Below are 18,409 nucleotides of genomic sequence, written 5' to 3' on the forward strand. Positions count from 1 at the left end.
GGGCGGGGCGGTTCAGTCGGCGACGGCGGGTTCGCGGCGCGGCACCGGGCGGCGGGCCAGCAGCACCAGCACCGCGATCCCCACCCACACGTACGCGTTGCCGATGACGTGCTGCCACCAGCTCCACGTCAGCTCCAGGTCCTTCTCGTGCGGCAGCCGCCACATCGGGGCCGCCAGGAACAGCGCCGCCAGCAGGCCCGCGCCCAGCCGCGACACCGTGACCAGCAGCAACAGCCCCGGCACGACCCACACCCAGTGGTGCGACCAGGACACCGGCGACACCAGCAACCCGCCGACCGCGACCGCCAGCAGCGCCGACACGTCGTCCTGCGCCCGCCGCACCGCGAACCACACCAGCACCACCACGGCCAGGCTCAGCAGCCCCCACACCGCGGTCTCGGCGAACCCGGTGAACCCGAGCCGGTGCACGACCCCGCGCAGCGACTGGTTGCCGACGTAGGCCAGCCCGCCGACGCGGCCCGGGTCCAGCAGCGACTCCAGCCAGTACTGCTTGGTGTCGGTCGGCGCGACCGCGAACCCGACCAGGCCGAACCCGACGAACGACAGGAACGCCGTCACCACCGGCCGGAGCTGCTTGCGCGGCAGGAAGAACAGGACGAACACGGCCGGGGTCAGCTTGATCGCCGCCGCGAACCCGATCAGCAGGCCGCGCGGCCACTTCGTCTTGGGCAGCAGGCAGTCCAGGGCGACCAGGCCCATCAGCAGCAGGTTGATCTGGCCGAAGTCCAGGGTCGCGCGCACCGGCTCCAGCAGCAGCGACCCGGACGCGAAGGCCAGCCCGAGCATGACGGCCTTCTCGACGCGCCCGTGCAGGTGCTGCGCGGTCACCACGCACACGGCGGTGAGCAGGCCCAACCCGACGACCGTCCACACCAGGACCGCCGCCGGCCACGGCACCAGCGCGAGCAGGCTGAACAGGAACGCGGCGACCGGCGGGTAGGTGAACGGCAGCGCGGGCCCGTCGAGGGGCTTGGGGAAGCCCTCCGCGTACAGGCGCACGCCCTCCAGCCACGCCTGCCCGCCGACCCGGTACACCCGCAGGTCGATCAGGCCGGTGCCCGAGCGGACGAGCACGACGGCGAGGGCCGCGGCCATCACCAGCAACCACAGACCCAGCGCACGCTTGTCCGTGCGCACCGGTACCGCCACCTGACACCCCCGGGGTAAGTCAACCGGCCGCATCGTATCCACCACCCCGGTGAGGCCGAGGTCACCATGCCCGACCTCGCGCGTTTACGTAGAGTCGCGAGGTGTGCGCGCACAGTCGAGGCCATGGGACATTCGGGGAATCCTTGCGCACAAAAGCGCACGCACGGGATACCCTGTGCGCATGAGTCCCGCGCTGGAGGCGGTTTTGGCCAAGGCAGGTCTGCAGGTCACGCCCGACGAGTTCCTGTCGCTCGTCGCGGACGCCGCCAAGCGGCTCGCCCCGCCGCACCCCGACCCCGCGGGCTACTTCACCCCCGACCAGCGCGACGCGCTGACCGACGTCGGCCTCGACCTGAGCCCGCACCACGCGGGCGACGACCAGCCGCGCGCCCGCACCGTCGTGGCGCACGCGGTGCTGCGGGACTCGGCGCTGACCGTCGCCGAGGCGGCCCGGCAGCTGGGCGTGGACACCAGCCGCATCCGGCACCGGCTCGGCGTGGGCCGGCTGGTCGGCTGGAAGGACCGCGGCTCCTGGCGGCTGCCCGCGTGGCAGTTCGCGGGCGGCGGGGTGCTGCCCGGTCTGGAGGCCGTGCTGGCCGCCGTCCCGACCGACCTGCCCGCGCTGGTGGTGGCCGGGTTCATGACCACCGAGCAGGAGGACCTCCTGGTCGAGGGCGAGCCCACGTCGCCGCGGGACTGGCTGCTCGCCGGCGGCGACCCGCGCCGCGTCACCGAGCAGGCCGCCCAACTGGGCACGCCCGCGTAAGCAGACGCCTCCCGACGGGATCTCCATGTCACGGCTACCCCAGCCGCCCGCTCCTGCCGTGCTCCAGGCGAACCTGCGCCGCACCGAGGACGTGGTGGCGGTGCACCGCGCGACGCGCCTGGTGCGCATCTTCACGGCCAAGGGCCTGCACCCGCAGCGCTGGAACAGCTTCCGCTACACCGGCCCGCTGCCGCACGCGCGCTTCGACACCCAGCCGCCCGCGCCGGACGGTTCGCCGACGCACGCGCACGACCAGGGCGTCCTGTACTTCGGGCTGTCCGTGCGAACCAGCGTCGCCGAGGTCTTCCAGGCGACGTCGGTGGTGGACCGCCGCACGCGCAGCCCGTTCCTGGTGGTGCTGCGCCCGCGCCGGACCCTGCGCCTGCTGGACCTGGCGGGCCTGTGGCCGACGCGGGTGGGCGCGTCGCAGGAGATCAGCTCCGGTCCGAAGGCGATGACGCAGCAATGGGCGCGGGCGATCCGCGCGGCCTACCCGGAGCTGGACGGCCTGTGGTACCGGTCGTCGATGGACTCCGGCGACCCGGCGGTGTGCTTGTGGGACCCGCCGGGCGGTTCGGGCCTGCCCGCGGCTCCGGACGTCCTGCTCCCGCTGGAACACCCCGGTCTGGACCTGCCGCTGGCGCGGGTGTGCGAGGAGCTCAATTACACGCTTCTGGGCTGACGGCATGATCGAGTTCATGACTTGCTCGATCGTGGCGCGCGACCCGGTGACCGGGTGCCTCGGTGTGGCCGTGCAGAGCGGGGTCCTGGCGATCGGCACGCGGGTGCCGGCGGCTCGGGCCGGGGTGGGCGCGGTGGTCGCGCAGGCCGGTTCGGAGCTGTGGTGGCGGACGACCCTGCTGGACCTGGTGGCGTCGGGGATGACCGCCGAGGGGGCCGTGGCCGCGCTGGCGACCCAGCCGGGCGTGGCGGAGGCGCAGTTCGCGGTGGTGGACGCGACGGGCGGGGTGGCGGCGTTCACCGGCCCGGACTGCATCCCGCGCGCGGGGCACGCGCTGGGCGACGGGGTCGCGGTGCAGGCGAACATGATGGCGTCGGACGCGGTGTGGCCCGCGATGCTCGCCGCGTACGGGTCCGCGTCCGGCGGGCTGCCCGAGCGGCTGGTGGCGGCGCTGGCGGCGGCCGAGCGGGAGGGCGGCGACGTCCGGGGTCCGCAGTCGGCCGCGCTGCTGGTCGTGGGGCCGGCGCGGGGCGCGCTGTCGAACGGCGAGTGGGACGACCCGGTGTTCGACCTGCGCGTGGACGACTCCCGCGACCCGGTCGGCGACCTGTCCCGCCTGGTGCGGGTCGCGCGGGCGCACCGCAACCTGATCCGGTCGGCGACGCCGGGCGTGTCGGAGGACGACGCGGTGTCCGCGCTGCGGGCGGCGGCCGAGGGCGCCCCCGACGACCCGAGTGCGCTCCGGTCGGCCGGGATCGGGCTGGCGGTGCGCGGCCGGCACGCCGAGGCGTTCCCGCTGCTGGAGCGGGCGTTCGCGCTGGAACCCCTGGCCGAGCGGTGGGCGCGGGCCGCGGCGGTGCGGGCGGGTGACGCCGGCACGGCCCTGCTGACCTGGTTGGACGCGCGCTGAGGCGTTACCTGGCGACGCGGGTGCGGCGGGGCATCGGGAGGAAGCGGCCGTACCGGACTTCGGGGAGGTCCTGCCCGCCGAGTTCGTAGCGGTGGACCAGGCCGTCGTGGCGCCAGCCGTGGGACTCGTAGAAGTCACGGGTCCGGGCGTTGTCCTGGAAGACCCACAGGACGGCGTACCGGAAGCCCTGGTCCATGAGGTGCCGCACGCCCGCTTCGTGGACCTCGTGGCCCGCGCCGGTGCCGTGGAAGCGGGGGTCGGCGTAGATCGCGACCAGTTCGCCGGTGTGCAGGTCGGGGTGGGCGTCGGTGGACTCGCGCACCGCGTCAACCGCGCAGTAGGCCCCGATCCGCCCGTCCTCGCCGACCGCGACGAACACGCGACTGGGTTCGGGGAGCCGCAGCACGCGGGTGAGGGCGGGCAGCCGGCTCTCCGGGAGCATGCGGTCCAGCACCGGGTCGTCGACGATGCCCCGGTACGAGTGCTGCCAGGCGTCGACGTTGATCCTGGCGATCTCGGGGGCGTCGTCGGGCCGGGCGGCCCGCACTGTCCACTGCATCCGGTGAGCGTGCCGCAACTCCCACCACCTCCGCCGGCTTTCCCCGAACTCGGTCGCGCGCACCCGACCACGTGGCGCCACACCGTAGCGGTGCGGCTCCGCAACGCGACGACGGCCTCCCCCGGTTGGGGAAGGCCGCCGGAAGGTCGCCGAACCCCGCCGCGAGGTCGCCGGGGGTCGTGGAAGGTCGCCGTAATTGTCGGTGTCGCGTGGGACGATCGATCCGGGGGCCGCAGGCGACCCCCGGCCGCGCGGCCGGTGGGTCAGGACAGGTGCCGGGCCCACCAGGCGAGGACGTGGTCGAAGCGCTGCTTGCGGTGGCGCGGCTGGCCGGAGCGGGTCAGCTCGTGGCCCTCGCCCGGGAACAGCAGCATCTCCGCCTCGACCCCGTTGCGCCGCAGCGCCACGAACTGCCGCTGCGCCTGCTCCAACGGGCACCGCCAGTCGTGCTCCGAGTGCACCACCATGAACGGGATGGACACCTTCTCCGCGTACGTCAGCGGCGACATCGCCCGCTGCGTCTCCAGGCTCGACCCGCAGTAGGCCTCGGTGAAGAACCACCCGATGTCCGACGACCCGGAGAACGAGTCCCACGCGTTGACCGCGCGCTCGCTCCACGCCGCCCGGAACCGCTCGCCGTGGTGCGCCGCCAGCCAGGACGTCATGAACCCGCCGTAGGACCCGCCCATGACCCCGACCCGGTCGGCGTCGAGGTCCGGCCGCTCCAGCGCCACGTCCAGCACCGACAGCACGTCGTCCACGTCCACCGTGCCGAACCCGCCGACCACGGCCTGGCCGTGCGCCTGCCCGTACCCGGCCGACCCGCGCGGGTTGGGCAGCACGACCGCGTACCCGGCCGCCGCGTACACCTGCGCCTCGTCGAAGAAGCCCCACCCGTGGTACATGAACGGACCGCCGTGCACGACCAGCAGCACCGGGTGCGGGCCCTCGCCGTCGGGCAGCACGAGCCAGCCGTGCACCGGGTAGCCGTCGGACGCGGACCCGGTCAGCTCGACCACCGGCCGCAGCGGCACGGTCGCCCCGAACGACGTCAGCTCGCCACCGCCGACCCGCACGACCTCGCCGGTGTTGTCCGCACGCGACACGACCGCCACGACGACGTCGCCGTCAGCGGCGAACGACTTCACCTCGGCCTGCTCGCCGGCCAGCAGCTCCAGCCCGTCCAACGGCACCTCGACGCCGTCGAGGGGCACGCGCCGCAGCTCCACCGCGCCCCGGTTGCGCACCGCGACCAGCACGCCGGCGTCGGTCACCACGGGCGCGCCGGCGGCCCGCTCGCAGTCCACGCCCTCCAGCTCGGTGACGCGGGTCAGCTGGCCGCCGCTGTACCGCCACAGGCTGTTGTTCCGGGCCACGCTGTGCACGCCGGTGAACTCGCTGCCGTAGAACACGATCCCGTCGCCGGCCGCCACGGGGTGCGCGACCATGCCCTTGGACCGCACGTACAGCTCCGGCTCGCCGCCGGCCGCGGGCACCCGGTAGACGTCCTGGTGCAGCGTCTCCACCGCGCCCAGGTCGCGGTCGGCCACGAACAGCAGCGCCGACCCGTCCGCCGTCCACGCGGGTTCGGCGACGGTGAAGGTGCCGTCGGTCAGCTCGACCGGCTTCGCCTCGGGGTCGAGCGCGTCGACGGTGAACAGGCGCGGGTTCCGGTCGCCGACGAAACCGATGTCGTCGTAGCGGTAGTCCAGTCGCGCGATGTGGCGCGGCGCCTCGGACTCCGGGCCCCACGGCTGTTCCCCGTCGGCGATCGGCACGCCGTAGCGGCCGGCCTCGGGCACGCGGGTGACGAAGGCGAGCTTCGCCGAGTCGGGTGACCACACGGGCGCGCCCGCGCCCAGCGGCAGGTCGGTCAGCCGCCGCGCGTCGCCGCCGGTGGCCGGCATGACGTGCAGTTGCGGCTTGCCGCCCTTGTCCGCGCACCGCAGGAAGGCGACCCAGCGGCCGTCCGGCGAGACGCGGGGGGCGAGGTCGCGTTCCGCCCAGGTCCAGCGCTGCGCGCCGGAGCCGTCGAGGGGCACGCGGTAGAGCCCGCCCCGGTAGGCGTTCGCGGTGAGGTCGGGGGTGGCGACGTTCACCAGGACGAGGTCGCCCTGGACCGACACCGAGCCGGGCAGGGTCAGCGACTGCAAGTCATCGGGGCGCACGTCCACGGACGTTACCCCAGTGTTCGTTAGCAAGGCTCACGAGAAATTGACGCTCACAGTTTCGTCACCCAGCGGCCGGATCCGGGCACGCGGCGCGATCCACCACCCGCCGCACCGCTTTGTGCACCGCGCGTGTGCGCCGCGTGTGGTGGGCCTTGGCACGCTGTGCGACGCCTTTCGAGCCGTTCTCACCAATTCCGCGGCCGGGGCGAATTCCGTTTCTCGCAATGAAAGTGAAGGACAAATGTCCCAGCAGACCTCCTACCCGCCCGTGCCCCCGACCGCGCCCGCGCCGCCCAGGAACGGCCTGGGCACCGCCGGGTTCGTCCTCGGGGTGGTGGGGCTGGTGTTGTCACCGATCCCGCTCATCGGGGTGGTCGCGTGGCCCCTGGTCGTCCTGGGTCTGATTTTCTCCGCCGTCGGCCTCGCGCGGGTGAGCAAGGGCAAGGCGTCCAACAAGGGCCTGTCCATCGCCGGCGTGGTGGCGTCCGTGCTGGGCCTGGGCGTGTGCATCACGTGGGTGTTCATCTTCAACGCCGCCGTGGACGAGGTGCAGCAGGAGGTCGAGCGGGTCGCCAAGGTGGACTACGAGGTGACCGGCGACGCCACCGACGTGGAGATCCTCTACGGCGAGGTGCTCGACCCGAAGTCGGAGACCGTGCCGGCGCTGCCGTGGACCAAGCAGGTGGAGAACAAGGGCGTCTTCAAGGGCGGCACGCTGACCGTGACGGCCGGCGAGAACGGCGGCACGGTGACCTGCAAGATCACCGTGGACGGCGCGGTGGTGTCCACCAAGACCGCGTCCGGCGCGTTCGCCACGGCCGCCTGCACCGGCGCCTGATCAGATCCCTTCGAGAGGGCGGGGGCCGCTGGTCCCCGCCCTTTTCGCGCGGTCAGCGCGGTTCGAGCGCGTAGACGCGGAACAGCTCGGGCAGCCGGTACAGCGGCTCCCCGGCGGCGTCGAGCCCCCTCGGCAGCAGCAGGCCGGACCGCACCAACTCCTCCACCGCGGCGTCGGCCACCACCGCGACGAACTCGCGTTCGCGCACGTCACGGGGTCCGAGCGCCGCGAGCCGTTCGGCCGCCCGACGCGCTTGCGGGCACAGCCGCCGGTGGGCCCGCGCCAGCTCCGACCGCACGCCGCGCCCGTCGACGCCCAGCTCGTCCAGGCGTCCGCGTTCGTCGGCCAGCCGTTCGGCGAACGCCCCGATGCCCAGGTGGGCGCGGGCGGCCAGCCGGGTCGCCGCGATGCGGACCGCCAGCGGCAGGTGCCCGCACAGCCGCGCGACCTCGTCGGCGGCGTCCCGCTCGGCCGTGACCCGCTCGGGCCCGGCGACCGCCGCCAGCAGCTCGCGCGCGTCCTCCGGGGTGAACGGACCGACCGGAACGGGGGTCGCGCCCGCCAGGTCGTCCATGCGCTTGCGGGCGGTCACCAGCACCGCGCACCCGGCGGTGCCGGGCAGCAGGGCGCGCACCTGGCCGGCGTGCGCGGCGTCGTCCAGCACGACCAGGACCCGCCGGTCGGCCAGCGCCGCCCGCAGCGCCGCGGCTCGTTCCGCCACGTCCTCCGGCACGTCCACCTGCAACGCCCGCAGCAGGCCGGCCAGCAGGTCACCCGGGTCGCGCGGGGTGTCCGCGGCGCCCTTCAGGTCGAGGAACAGCTGGCCGTCGGGGAACCGGGCGCGCAGCAGGTGCGCGACCCGCACCGCCAGCGCGGTCTTGCCGGCGCCGGGCTGACCGGTGAGCACCACGACCGGCACCGGGCCGTCCGGGGCGCTCAGCTCGGCCACCAGCCGCGCGACCTCGGCACGCCGGCCGCTGAAGTCCGCGGTGTCCGGCGGGAGCTGGCAGATCGGGAAGGCGGCGGACTCGGGCGGGGTCGCCTCGGCCGGCGTCGGCTCGGGCACGTCGCCGCGCAGGATCTCGCGGTGCAGCCGGCGCAGCGCCGGCCCCGGCTCCACGCCGACCGCCTCGACCAGCCGGTCCCGGGTGGTGCGGTAGGCGGCCAGCGCGTCCGCCTGCCGGCCCGCCGCGCACAGCGCGAGCATGAGCTGGCGGCACAGCCGTTCCCGGGTGGGCCGCTCGGCCACCAGCGCCTCCAGCTCGGCCACCACCTCGACGTGCCGCCCGGCGTTCAGCTCGGCCTCGAACCGGTCCTCCACCAGCAGCAGGCGGGTGGATTCCAGGTGCGAGATCTCCGGTTCCAGGGCGGGGGCGTCGAGGTCGAGCAGCGGGCGGTCGCGGAACAGCTCCAGCGCGCCCCGGTAGAGGTCGGCGGCCAACGCGTGCTCACCACGCCGCACCGCCAGCCGCGCGGCGTCGACCCGGCCGCGGAAGACCAGCAGGTCCAGGTCGGCCGGGTCGACGCGGGCGGTGTAGAGGCCGTCGGTGTGGTCGATGCGCAGGTCGGGCAGCCGGTCGCGCAACCGGGACACGTAGGTGTGCAGGTTGGACAGGTACGACTTGGGCGGCTCGCCCTCCCACAACGCGTCCACGAGCTGGTGCGAGGGAACGGGCCGACCCGCGTGGACGAGCAACACGGAAAGCAGCGTCCGCAGTCGTTTGCCGCGAATGGGGACGGGTGTCCCGTCGGCCGTGCGCACCGTGAGCGGCCCGAGAACTCCGAACTTCACCCGGACACCCTAGGGAGGGTGATCGTCACGAAGTAACTGATTCTTCGATGTATTTCGGAAAATTCCAACTCATCGGGAGATCAGCGCGGCCGGGTCGGGGAAATCACCGGAATAGCGGAACGGGCCGAGGCGGGTGGCGGCAGCGGCGGGACAACGGGCGCGCGTGGCGGGCGGCAGTGGGCGGCGGGTGGGTCGTGGTGGCTCGTGAGGCGGCCCGGAAAAGCAGCGCGCGCCACCTCCCGATGGGGAAGGTGGCGCGCGCGGCGGGTGGAGCTACTTGACGACCTGCTTGGCGGCCTCCGGGTGGCGGCGGACCTTGATCAGCGACGCGATCGTCGTGATGGCCAGGACGCCCACGATGACCGACAGCGACAGCTCGATCCCGATCACCGGCACCGGCAGCGGCTGACCGTCGTTGAGGAACGGCAGCGCGTTGGAGTGCAACGCCTCCAGGATCAGCTTCACGCCGATGAAGCCCAGGATCACCGACAGGCCGATCGACAGGTACACCAGCTTGTTCAGCAGACCGCCGAGCAGGAAGTACAGCTGCCGCAGACCCATCAGGGCGAACGCGTTCGCGGTGAAGACCAGGAACGGCTCCTTGGTCAGGCCGAAGATCGCCGGGATCGAGTCCAGCGCGAACAGCAGGTCCGTGGTGCCGATCGCGACCATGACGATGAACATCGGGGTCACGAACCGCTTGCCGTCGATCTTCAGGAACGACTTGGAACCGTGGTACTGGTCGGTCACCGGGAAGATCTTGCGGACGATGCGCAGCGCCGCGTTCTCCTTGAACTCCTCTTCCTCCTCGTCGTGGTCCGTCCGCGCCAGCTTGTAGCCGGTGTAGATCAGGAACGCGCCGAAGAAGTAGAAGATCCAGCTGAACTGGGCGATCGCCACCGCGCCGACGGCGATGAAGATGCCGCGCATGACCAGCGCCATCAGGATGCCCACGAGCAGCACCTTGTGCTGGTGGATCGCGGGCACCTTGAAGGTGCTCATGATGATCAAGAAGATGAAGAGGTTGTCGACGCTGAGCGAGTACTCCGTGATGTACCCGGCGAAGAACTCACCCGCGTAGGTGCCGCCGAACAGGGACCAGACGCCCAGACCGAACGCCACGGCGACCGCGACGTAGAAGGTCACCCACCGGCCGGCTTCACCGATGGTGACCTCGTGCGGCTTGCGGTCGACGATGAACAGGTCGATCGCGAGCAGGGCGAGAAGGCCCGCGATCGTCGCGATCCACAACCACGCGGGAACTGCCATCGATTACTCCTCCGGTACATCGCGCGCACGCCAATGACCGGAGGTCTCCTCCGCCGATCACAGGATCGACCGGCGGCACCGGGACCCCGACGCTGGGCTCCGTGCTGACGACACCGCCGCGAGGGAGTACTCCCCTCCACACTCCCGCCCAGTCTCACGCATTACTGCGGGTTCGCGCCAGCCGAGGTGATCAGACACACCCGGCCGGGTGGGCTTTCGCTGAGAAAGCGCGACCTTGGAGATCACGTCTTCTCAGCATCACACGCCAGTGTGACGCAGTCGGCCTAACCTCAGCGACGTGGCCCCATCCTCCCGCCTCCGCGGCAGGTGGTCGCTCCCCGCGCTGGTCGTGCTGGTCGCCCTGGTGGGCGCCGTCGTGGTCTGGACGCGCGGGGACGACGACCCACCGCCGGTGAGCACCCGCGACGCGGTGATCGACGTGCCGGAAAGCCCGGGCAGCGACCGGACGATCCAACTCGACACCACCCTCTACCTGCCCGAACGCACCCCGGCCCCGGCGGTGCTGCTCCCGCACGGCTTCGGCGGCAGCAAGGACAGCGTGTCCGCCCAGGCGACCGAGCTGGCCCAGCGCGGGTTCGTCGTCCTGGCCTACTCGGCGCGCGGCTTCGGCCGCAGCACCGGCTCCATCGAGCTGAACTCGGTGGACCACGAGGTCCGCGACGCGCAGAAGCTGCTGGACTGGCTCGCCACCCGCGAGGAGGTGCGCACCGACGCGGCGGGCGACCCGCGCGTGGGCGTGACCGGCGGGTCCTACGGTGGCGCGCTGGCGCTGTCGCTGGCAGGCGTCGACCAGCGGGTGGACACCATCGCGCCGGTGATCACGTTCAACGACCTCGGCCAGGCGCTGCTGCCCAACTCCGCGCGCACCGGCTCGGTGAACGCCGCGACCCCGGCGGCCGGCGCGTTCGGCGACGACGGCGTGTTCAAGCGGTCCTGGGCGGGCATCTTCTTCTCCGCGGGCCTGTCCGGCGGCGACCTCGCGAGCCCCGGCCAGGAGGCCGCCGAACCCGGGCAGGACGACAACGGGGCCGGTCAGGCGGCCGACGCCGCCGCGGCGGCGGTCACCGCGCCGCAGCAGCAGGGCCGGCCCGCGGGCCCGGTGAACGGCGCGTGCGGCCGGTTCGCCGCCGACGTGTGCGCCGCGTACACCGAGGTCGCGACCACCGGCAGGGCCGGCGAGAAGACGCTGGAGATCCTGCGCCGCTCCTCCCCCGCCTCGGTCGCCGACCGGATCACCCAGCCGACGATGCTGGTGCAGGGCGAGCAGGACACCCTGTTCGGCCTGGACCAGGCCGACGCCAACGCCCGCCAGATCGCCGCGAACGGCGCGAAGGTCAAGGTCGTCTGGTACTCCGGCGGCCACGACGGCGGGTCCCCGGGCCCCGAGCTGCGCGGGCAGATCGCCGACTGGATGGCGTTCCACCTCGACGGCAAGGGCGCCGACCCGGGCACCGGCTTCGAGTACACGGTGGTGGGCGCGTTCCGCAGCAGCGGCGCGCCGTCGCTGCGCAACGTCATCGCGCCGAGCTACCCCGGCCTGGCCGGCGGCGGCGCGGTCGAGCGCAGGGCCGTGCCGCTGACCGGGCGGGACCAGACGGTGGTCAACCCGGCGGGCGGCAACCCGGCGGCGGTGTCCAGCCTGCCCGGCCTCGGGTCGGCGCTGTCGCGCTCGTCCTCGCTGACCGCGCGGCTGTCGATCGACCTGCCCGGCCAGGCGGCGGTGTTCGCCAGCGAGCCGTTCACCTCGCAGGTGCTGCTCACCGGCGCGTCCACGGTGAAGCTGCGGGTCGCTGCGGTGCCCGGCACGCCGGTGCCGGCCGACGGGGCCGTGCTGTTCGCCAAGCTCTACGACTCGGACGCCAACGGCGTGCGCACGCTGCCCGGTTCGGCGGTCGCGCCGTTCCGGGTGCGGAACCTGCCCGCCGACGGCACGCCGGTCGAGGTGACCGTGACCCTGCCGGGCGCGGTGCGGCCGGTGGAGAGCGACCACCGGTTGCAGCTGGTCGTGTCCACCACGGACCAGGCGTACGCCAACGCGACCGAGCCCGCCGCGTACCGGATCTCGCTGGCCTCGCCGGAGCTGTCGGTGCCGGTGGTGCCGGGCGCGAACGCGACCAGCGAGGTGCCGACCGGCGCGCTGTGGGGCATCGCGATCGTGCTCATCGCGGGCCTGGTGGTGGCCGTGGTGGCGTGGTTCCGCCGCCGGCTGACCGCCGACGTGGACCCGGAGCTGACGTCGGTGCCGCTGGTCATCTCGGGGCTGACCAAGTCCTACCCGGGCGGGCTGACCGCCGTGCGGGACCTGTCGTTCCGGGTCGAGCACGGCCAGGTGCTGGGCCTGCTCGGGCCCAACGGCGCGGGCAAGACGACCACGTTGCGGATGCTGATGGGCCTGATCACGCCGTCCGAGGGCGAGATCAGGGTGTTCGGGCACCGGGTGCACGCCGGCGCGCCGGTGCTGTCGCGGATCGGGTCGTTCGTGGAGGGGTCGGGCTTCCTGCCGCACCTGTCCGGCATCGCGAACCTGAAGCTGTACTGGGCCGCCACCGGTCGCCCGGTCGAGCAGGCGCACTTCGAGGAGGCGCTGGAGATCGCGGGCCTGGGCGGCGCCGTGCAGCGCAAGGTCCGCACGTACAGCCAGGGCATGCGGCAGCGGCTCGCCATCGCCCAGGCCATGCTCGGCCTGCCGGACCTGCTCGTGCTCGACGAGCCGACCAACGGGCTCGACCCGCCCCAGATCCACCAGATGCGCGAGGTGCTGCGGCGCTACGCCGCCGCCGGGCGCACGGTGCTGGTGTCCTCCCACCTGCTCGCCGAGGTCGAGCAGACGTGCAGCCACGTCGTGGTCATGCACAAGGGCACCCTGGTCGCGGCCGGTCCGGTCGAGCAGATCGCGACGGGCGGCGGCGAGGCCAGCTTCCGGGTCGACCGGCCCGAGGAGGCGGCCGAGGTGCTGCGCGGGCTGTCGGGCGTGAAGTCGGTGTCGGTGGACGGCGAGCAGGTCCACGCGAGCCTGAACGGCACGCCGCGCGCGGAGGCGCTGCAGGCGTTGGTGACGGCGGGGGTGGCGGTCGACCAGGCCGGTCCGCGCCGCCGGTTGGAGGACGCGTTCCTGGAGTTGGTGGGCGAATGAGCGAGAACGGGGTGCACACCGACCCGTCGGCGATCTCCGACCTGACCGACGCGGCGGAACACGAGCGGTCGCGGGTCGCGCCGGACGGGTCGAAGGTCGGCTACCGGGCCGGCCGGACGCTGCCGGTGCGGGTCGAGCTGGTGCGGCAGTTGCGCCGGCGGCGGACGCAGTTGGTGCTGGGTTTCCTGGTGCTGCTGCCGTTCATCCTGGTGGTGGCGTTCGAACTGGGTCAGGCGTCGCCCAACCGTCGCTCGGGCGGGTTCGTGGACCTGGCGACGGCGTCCGGCGTGAACTTCGTGATCCTCACGCTGTTCGTGTCGGGGAGCTTCCTGCTGCCGATGATCGTGGCGTTGTTCTTCGGCGACACGATCGCGTCCGAGGCGTCGTGGTCGAGCCTGAAGTACCTGCTGGCCGCGCCGATCCCGCGGCACCGGCTGCTGCGGCGCAAGGCCGTGGCCTCGGGGCTGCTGTCGGTGTTCGCGCTGGTGCTGCTGCCGCTGGTGGCGCTGGCCGTGGGCGTCGTCTGGTACGGGGCGGGCGAGGCGGTGTCCCCGACCGGGGAGGCGGCGTCGTTCGGGTCCGGCGTGTACGGGTTGGCGCTGGCGGTCTGCTACATCTCCATCCACCTGTTCTGGTTGGCGGGGCTGGCGCTGTTCCTGTCGGTGTCCACCGACGCGCCGCTGGGCGCGGTGGGCGGCGCGGTGCTGGTGTCGATCGTGTCGCAGATCCTGGACCAGATCACGGCGCTGGAGGACCTGCGGGACTACCTGCCGACGCACTACGCGCTGGCGTGGGTGGACCTGCTGTCGTCGGACGTGGACTGGTCGCAGATGGCGCGGGGCACGTTCTCCGCGCTGGCCTACGGCGGGTTCTTCACGCTGCTGGCGGCCCGGAAGTTCGCCCGCAAGGACATCACGTCCTAGCCGGCGGGCCGGGAGCGGTTCTACTTGTCGGGCCGGGAGCGGTCGTACCGCTCCCGGCTCGCCAGCACGTCCTCGATGTTGTTCTCCGCCCACTCCTTGATGGCGGCCATGACCGGCAGGAGCCCCCGGCCCAGCGGCGTGAGGTCGTAGTCGACCCGCGCGGGCACCTCGGCGGTGACCGTCCGGGTGATCAACCCGTCCCGTTCGAGTGACCGCAGGGTCTGGGTGAGCATCTTCTGGCTGACGCCCGCGATCGTGTGGCTCAACTCGCTGTAGCGGCGGGGTCCCGCGGCGAGCGCGACCAGGACCAGGCTGACCCACTTGTCGCTGATCCGGTCGAGCAGGTGCCGCGCCGGGCACTCCTTCAGGTAGGCGTCGAAGGCCTGACGGCGTTCTTCGCGCCGTTCACGGGCGGTGCGGGTGACCATGGGCTCCCTTACGCACTTCAAGGTACGTACTTCCTGTCGGAGAGTAGCTCTCCGTAGGTTCGTGGCCATGCTCGCGGTGGTCGTGCGGTCCTTCGGTGGACCGGAAGTGGTGGAAGTGGCGGACGTCCCCGTGCCGGTGCCCGGTCCGGGGCAGGTGCGGATCCGCGTGGTGGCGGCGGCGGTGAACCCGGTGGACTTCGCGACCCGGTCGGGGGCGCTGCACGCGGCCGGGCTGGTGCCGGCGGGGACGGTCGGGCTCGGCTGGGACGTCGCCGGGGTGGTGGACGCGGTCGGGGCCGGGGCGCCCTTCGCGGTCGGGGCGCCGTTCGCGGTCGGGGCCGAGGTGGTCGGGCTGCGGGACCGGCTGCCGACGCTGGGGGCGCAGGCGGAGTTCGTGGTGCTGGACGCTTCCGCTGTGGCGCCGGCGCCGAGGACGGTGTCGTTGGCGGCGGCGAGCACGGTGCCGTTGGGCGGGTTGACGGCGTTGCAGGCGTTGGACCTGCTGGGCGTGCCGGCGGGCGGGTCCGTGCTGGTGACCGGGGCGGGCGGGTCCGTGGGCGGGTTCGCCGTGCAGCTGGCCGTGGCGCGGGGGTTGCGGGTGGTGGCGCTGGCGTCGGACGAGGCCCGGGTGCGGGGGTACGGGGCGACCTGGGTCTTCCCGCGCGGGGCGGACGTCGGGGCGGCGGTGCGCGCGGTCGTGCCGGGCGGGGTGGACGGCGTGGTGGACGCGGCGGCGTTGGGCGTCGAGGCGTTGGACGCGGTGCGCGGCGGCGGTTCGTTCGTCGCGGTGCTGGGGTCGGCGACGCCGGTCGCGTTGCGCGGTGTGCGCGTGTCGAACGTGTGGATCAGGGCCGACGGGCGGCAGTTGGCGTCGCTGGTGGACATGGTGGACGCCGGCGCCCTGAGCGTGGCCGAGCCGGAGACGTGGCCGTTGGAGGAGGTCGCCAGGGCTCACGACGGCGTGCGGCGACGGCTGGTCCTGGTGCCCCCGGCCGCTCAGGGGCGCTTGCCACGCGGCAGCTTGGCCACGACGGCGTCGTAGGACCGGTCGAGCAGGTCCCGGACCTCGTCCTCCGGCACCCCGCCGCCCAGCCGCACGCGGTTCCAGCCGTAGCGGCCGATGTAGGGGCTGGTGGTGATGTCGTCCGGGAACCGCTCCCGCCACTCGGCCGCGTCCTCGGCGTTCACGCCGCACTTCACGCCGACGGTCTCGCCCGGCAGGCCGATGAAGGCGAACGCCTTGCCGCCGACCTTGCAGACCAGCTCCCCGTCACCCCAGGGGTAGCTCTCCTCGGCCCCGGGCTTGGCCAGGCAGTACGCGATCACGTCGTCAACCGTCACGCGCACACGCTAGGTCAACGCACCGACGGAAACGGGCCGGTGACACGGGCCGAGCCGCCGCCGGCACTCGTCGCACCAGGCGGGACAACCCTCGACGGTCCGCACCAGGTCGTTGTCGGAGACGGCGCGGCGTGGGTGGACCGGGGTCGGCCCGGCGGTGAGATCGGCCCGGGGGTCCCGGAGGTGAGGTCGGCCCCGGCGCTGGGTGAGCGCCGGGGCCGGTGTGGTGGGAGCGGGGGTCACTTGACGCCGGCCGCGTCCATGCCCCGGAGTTCCTTCTTCAGGTCCTGGATCTCGTCGCGCAGGCGGGCCGCCAGCTCGAACTGGAGTTCGCGGGCCGCGTTCATCATCTGGTCGGTCAGTTGCTGGACCAGGTCGGCCAGCTCGGACCTCGCCATCGTGGTGGTGTCGCGGTCGGCCAGGACGCCCGAGCTGCGTCCGCTCGCGCCCGGGTCGCCGGTGGGCTTCTTGCCGCGCGAGGTGTTGCGGCCGGAGCCGCCGGGGGCGATGGCGTCCTCCGCCTCGGCGTAGACCTGCTCCAGGATGTCGGTGATCTTCTTGCGCAGCGGCTGGGGGTCGAGGCCGTGGGCCTCGTTGTAGGCGATCTGCTTGGCCCGCCGCCGGTTGGTCTCGTCGATCGCGTGCCGCATCGAGTCGGTGATCCGGTCCGCGTACATGTGGACCTCGCCCGACACGTTGCGGGCCGCGCGGCCGATGGTCTGGATCAGGCTCGTGCCCGAGCGCAGGAAGCCCTCCTTGTCGGCGTCCAGGATCGCCACCAGCGAGACCTCCGGCAGGTCCAGGCCCTCGCGCAGGAGGTTGATGCCGATCAGGACGTCGTACTCGCCCAGGCGCAGCTGGCGCAGCAGCTCCACGCGGCGCAGGGTGTCCACCTCGGAGTGCAGGTAGCGGACCCGGATGCCCAGCTCCAGGAGGTAGTCCGTGAGGTCCTCGGCCATCTTCTTGGTCAGCGTGGTGACGAGGACTCGCTCGTCGCGCTCGGCGCGGACCCGGATCTCGTGGACCAGGTCGTCGATCTGGCCCTCGGTGGGCTTGACCACCACCTCGGGGTCGACCAGGCCCGTCGGGCGGATGACCTGCTCCACGAACTCGCCGCCCGCCTGGCCCATCTCGTACGGGCCCGGGGTGGCCGACAGGTAGACCGTCTGCCCGATCCGGTCGGCGAACTCCTCCCAGGTCAGCGGCCGGTTGTCCAGCGCGCTGGGCAGGCGGAAGCCGTGCTCGACCAGGTTGCGCTTGCGGGACGCGTCGCCCTCGTACATGCCGCCGATCTGCGGCACCGTGACGTGGGACTCGTCGATGACCAGCAGGAAGTCGTCCGGGAAGTAGTCGATCAGGGTGGCGGGGGCGGTGCCCGGCCCGCGGTCGTCGATGTGGCGCGAGTAGTTCTCGATGCCCGAGCAGAACCCGACCTGGCGCATCATCTCGATGTCGTAGGTCGTGCGCATGCGCAGCCGCTGCGCCTCCAGCAGCTTGCCCTGCCGCTCCAGCTTCGACAGCTGGTCGGCCAGCTCCGCCTCGATGTTGGCGATGGCCTTCTCCATGCGCTCCGGACCGGCCACGTAGTGGGTGGCCGGGAAGATGCGCAGCTCGTCGACCTCGCGGATCACGTCGCCGGTGAGCGGGTGCAGGTAGTACAGCTTGTCGATCTCGTCGCCGAAGAACTCGATGCGGACCGCCAGCTCCTCGTACGCCGGGATGACCTCCACCGTGTCGCCGCGCACCCGGAACGTGCCGCGGTTGAACGCGATGTCGTTGCGCGCGTACTGGATGTCGACCAGCGCCCGCAGCAGCAGGTCGCGCTCGACCTCCCCGCCGACCTCCAGGTGGATCGACCGGTCGAGGTAGGACTGCGGCGTGCCCAGGCCGTAGATGCACGACACGGACGCGACCACGATCACGTCGCGCCTGGTCAACAGGCTCATCGTGGCCGAGTGGCGCAGCCGCTCCACGTCCTCGTTGATCGAGGAGTCCTTCTCGATGTACGTGTCGGTCTGCGGGATGTACGCCTCGGGCTGGTAGTAGTCGTAGTAGCTGACGAAGTACTCCACCGCGTTGTGCGGGAAGAACTCCTTCAGCTCGTTGGCGAGCTGCGCGGCCAGCGTCTTGTTCGGCGCCATCACCAGCGTGGGCCGTTGCAGCTTCTCCACCAGCCACGCCGTGGTGGCGGACTTGCCCGTACCGGTGGCGCCCAGCAGCACGACGTCCTTCTCGCCGCCCCTGATCCGGCGTTCCAGCTCGGCGATGGCCGCCGGCTGGTCGCCCGCCGGCTGGTACTCGCTGACCACGCGGAACTGGCCGTCGGAACGGGGGATGTCCCCGACGGGGCGGTGCGACGAGTGCGCCTTGACCGGGATCTCGGTTGGGAATGCCACGGACACGACG

Annotated in this window: 15 protein-coding genes; 7 read left to right on the forward strand and 8 right to left on the reverse strand. The window is 72.9% G+C overall.

What is annotated here, in order from left to right:
- Positions 1–12 precede the first annotated feature (12 nt).
- Positions 13–1,158, reverse strand: coding sequence for a glycosyltransferase 87 family protein (locus ABD126_RS14350; protein WP_343934300.1), 1,146 nt, complete (start codon positions 1,156–1,158; stop codon positions 13–15).
- A 193-nt stretch (positions 1,159–1,351) separates the two neighbouring features.
- On the opposite strand from ABD126_RS14350, the gene ABD126_RS14355 reads away from it, so the two are divergent.
- From ABD126_RS14355 to ABD126_RS14365, 3 genes are read left to right on the forward strand one after another with little or no spacing between them, the layout of a single operon-like run.
- The gene (locus ABD126_RS14355; RefSeq protein ID WP_343934301.1) at positions 1,352–1,936 is read left to right on the forward strand and encodes a DNA-binding protein; all 585 of its coding nucleotides are present in this window, start codon (positions 1,352–1,354) and stop codon (positions 1,934–1,936) included.
- Between the two features lie 25 nt (positions 1,937–1,961).
- Positions 1,962–2,618: an RES family NAD+ phosphorylase gene (locus tag ABD126_RS14360; RefSeq protein WP_121227201.1), complete on the forward strand. Its 657-nt coding sequence runs from the start codon at positions 1,962–1,964 to the stop codon at positions 2,616–2,618.
- Positions 2,619–2,634: 16 nt separating this feature from the next.
- A complete protein-coding gene (locus tag ABD126_RS14365) occupies positions 2,635–3,528 on the forward strand; it encodes a DUF1028 domain-containing protein (protein ID WP_343934302.1) in 894 nt (297 codons plus the stop codon).
- A gap of 4 nt (positions 3,529–3,532) precedes the next feature.
- Here the strand turns inward: ABD126_RS14365 and ABD126_RS14370 are convergent, their stop codons facing one another.
- Together ABD126_RS14370 and ABD126_RS14375 are read right to left on the reverse strand one after the other, a co-directional pair.
- The gene (locus ABD126_RS14370; RefSeq protein ID WP_343934303.1) at positions 3,533–4,087 is read right to left on the reverse strand and encodes a GNAT family N-acetyltransferase; all 555 of its coding nucleotides are present in this window, start codon (positions 4,085–4,087) and stop codon (positions 3,533–3,535) included.
- Positions 4,088–4,350: 263 nt separating this feature from the next.
- Positions 4,351–6,255: a S9 family peptidase gene (locus ABD126_RS14375; RefSeq protein ID WP_343934304.1), complete on the reverse strand. Its 1,905-nt coding sequence runs from the start codon at positions 6,253–6,255 to the stop codon at positions 4,351–4,353.
- A 244-nt stretch (positions 6,256–6,499) separates the two neighbouring features.
- Between ABD126_RS14375 and ABD126_RS14380 the strand changes: the two genes are divergently transcribed.
- On the forward strand, positions 6,500–7,096 hold the full coding sequence (locus ABD126_RS14380; RefSeq protein WP_343934305.1) for an MmpS family transport accessory protein: 597 nt from the start codon (positions 6,500–6,502) through the stop codon (positions 7,094–7,096).
- A gap of 52 nt (positions 7,097–7,148) precedes the next feature.
- On the opposite strand, the gene ABD126_RS14385 is transcribed toward ABD126_RS14380, so the two are convergent.
- Together ABD126_RS14385 and ABD126_RS14390 are read right to left on the reverse strand one after the other, a co-directional pair.
- Positions 7,149–8,888, reverse strand: a complete 1,740-nt coding sequence (locus ABD126_RS14385) for an AfsR/SARP family transcriptional regulator (protein WP_343934306.1) — start codon at positions 8,886–8,888, stop codon at positions 7,149–7,151.
- A 273-nt stretch (positions 8,889–9,161) separates the two neighbouring features.
- Entirely contained in the window at positions 9,162–10,157 is a 996-nt protein-coding gene (locus tag ABD126_RS14390) for a TerC family protein (protein ID WP_343934307.1), read from the reverse strand.
- A gap of 298 nt (positions 10,158–10,455) precedes the next feature.
- Here ABD126_RS14390 and ABD126_RS14395 point away from each other — a divergent pair, with 298 nt between their 5' ends.
- Together ABD126_RS14395 and ABD126_RS14400 are read left to right on the forward strand one after the other, a co-directional pair.
- Positions 10,456–13,311 carry an alpha/beta fold hydrolase gene (locus tag ABD126_RS14395; protein WP_343934308.1) on the forward strand — a complete coding sequence of 952 codons (2,856 nt, stop codon included), beginning with the start codon at positions 10,456–10,458 and terminating at the stop codon, positions 13,309–13,311.
- On the forward strand, positions 13,308–14,234 hold the full coding sequence (locus ABD126_RS14400) for an ABC transporter permease (RefSeq protein WP_343934309.1): 927 nt from the start codon (positions 13,308–13,310) through the stop codon (positions 14,232–14,234). The genes ABD126_RS14395 and ABD126_RS14400 overlap by 4 nt, the downstream gene beginning before the upstream one ends.
- 20 nt (positions 14,235–14,254) lie before the next feature.
- Here ABD126_RS14400 and ABD126_RS14405 read toward each other — a convergent pair whose 3' ends face one another.
- Positions 14,255–14,662, reverse strand: a complete 408-nt coding sequence (locus ABD126_RS14405; RefSeq protein WP_343934310.1) for a winged helix-turn-helix transcriptional regulator — start codon at positions 14,660–14,662, stop codon at positions 14,255–14,257.
- A 67-nt stretch (positions 14,663–14,729) separates the two neighbouring features.
- On the opposite strand from ABD126_RS14405, the gene ABD126_RS14410 reads away from it, so the two are divergent.
- Positions 14,730–15,704 carry an NADP-dependent oxidoreductase gene (locus ABD126_RS14410; RefSeq protein WP_343934311.1) on the forward strand — a complete coding sequence of 325 codons (975 nt, stop codon included), beginning with the start codon at positions 14,730–14,732 and terminating at the stop codon, positions 15,702–15,704.
- Here ABD126_RS14410 and ABD126_RS14415 read toward each other — a convergent pair.
- On the reverse strand, positions 15,659–16,003 hold the full coding sequence (locus tag ABD126_RS14415; RefSeq protein ID WP_343934312.1) for an MmcQ/YjbR family DNA-binding protein: 345 nt from the start codon (positions 16,001–16,003) through the stop codon (positions 15,659–15,661). The genes ABD126_RS14410 and ABD126_RS14415 overlap by 46 nt on opposite strands.
- 239 nt (positions 16,004–16,242) lie before the next feature.
- Positions 16,243–18,399, reverse strand: a complete 2,157-nt coding sequence (uvrB, locus tag ABD126_RS14420) for an excinuclease ABC subunit UvrB (protein ID WP_343934313.1) — start codon at positions 18,397–18,399, stop codon at positions 16,243–16,245.
- Positions 18,400–18,409 lie beyond the last annotated feature (10 nt).

The organism is Saccharothrix mutabilis subsp. mutabilis (genome assembly GCF_039521145.1).
GTDB lineage: Bacteria > Actinomycetota > Actinomycetes > Mycobacteriales > Pseudonocardiaceae > Actinosynnema > Actinosynnema mutabilis.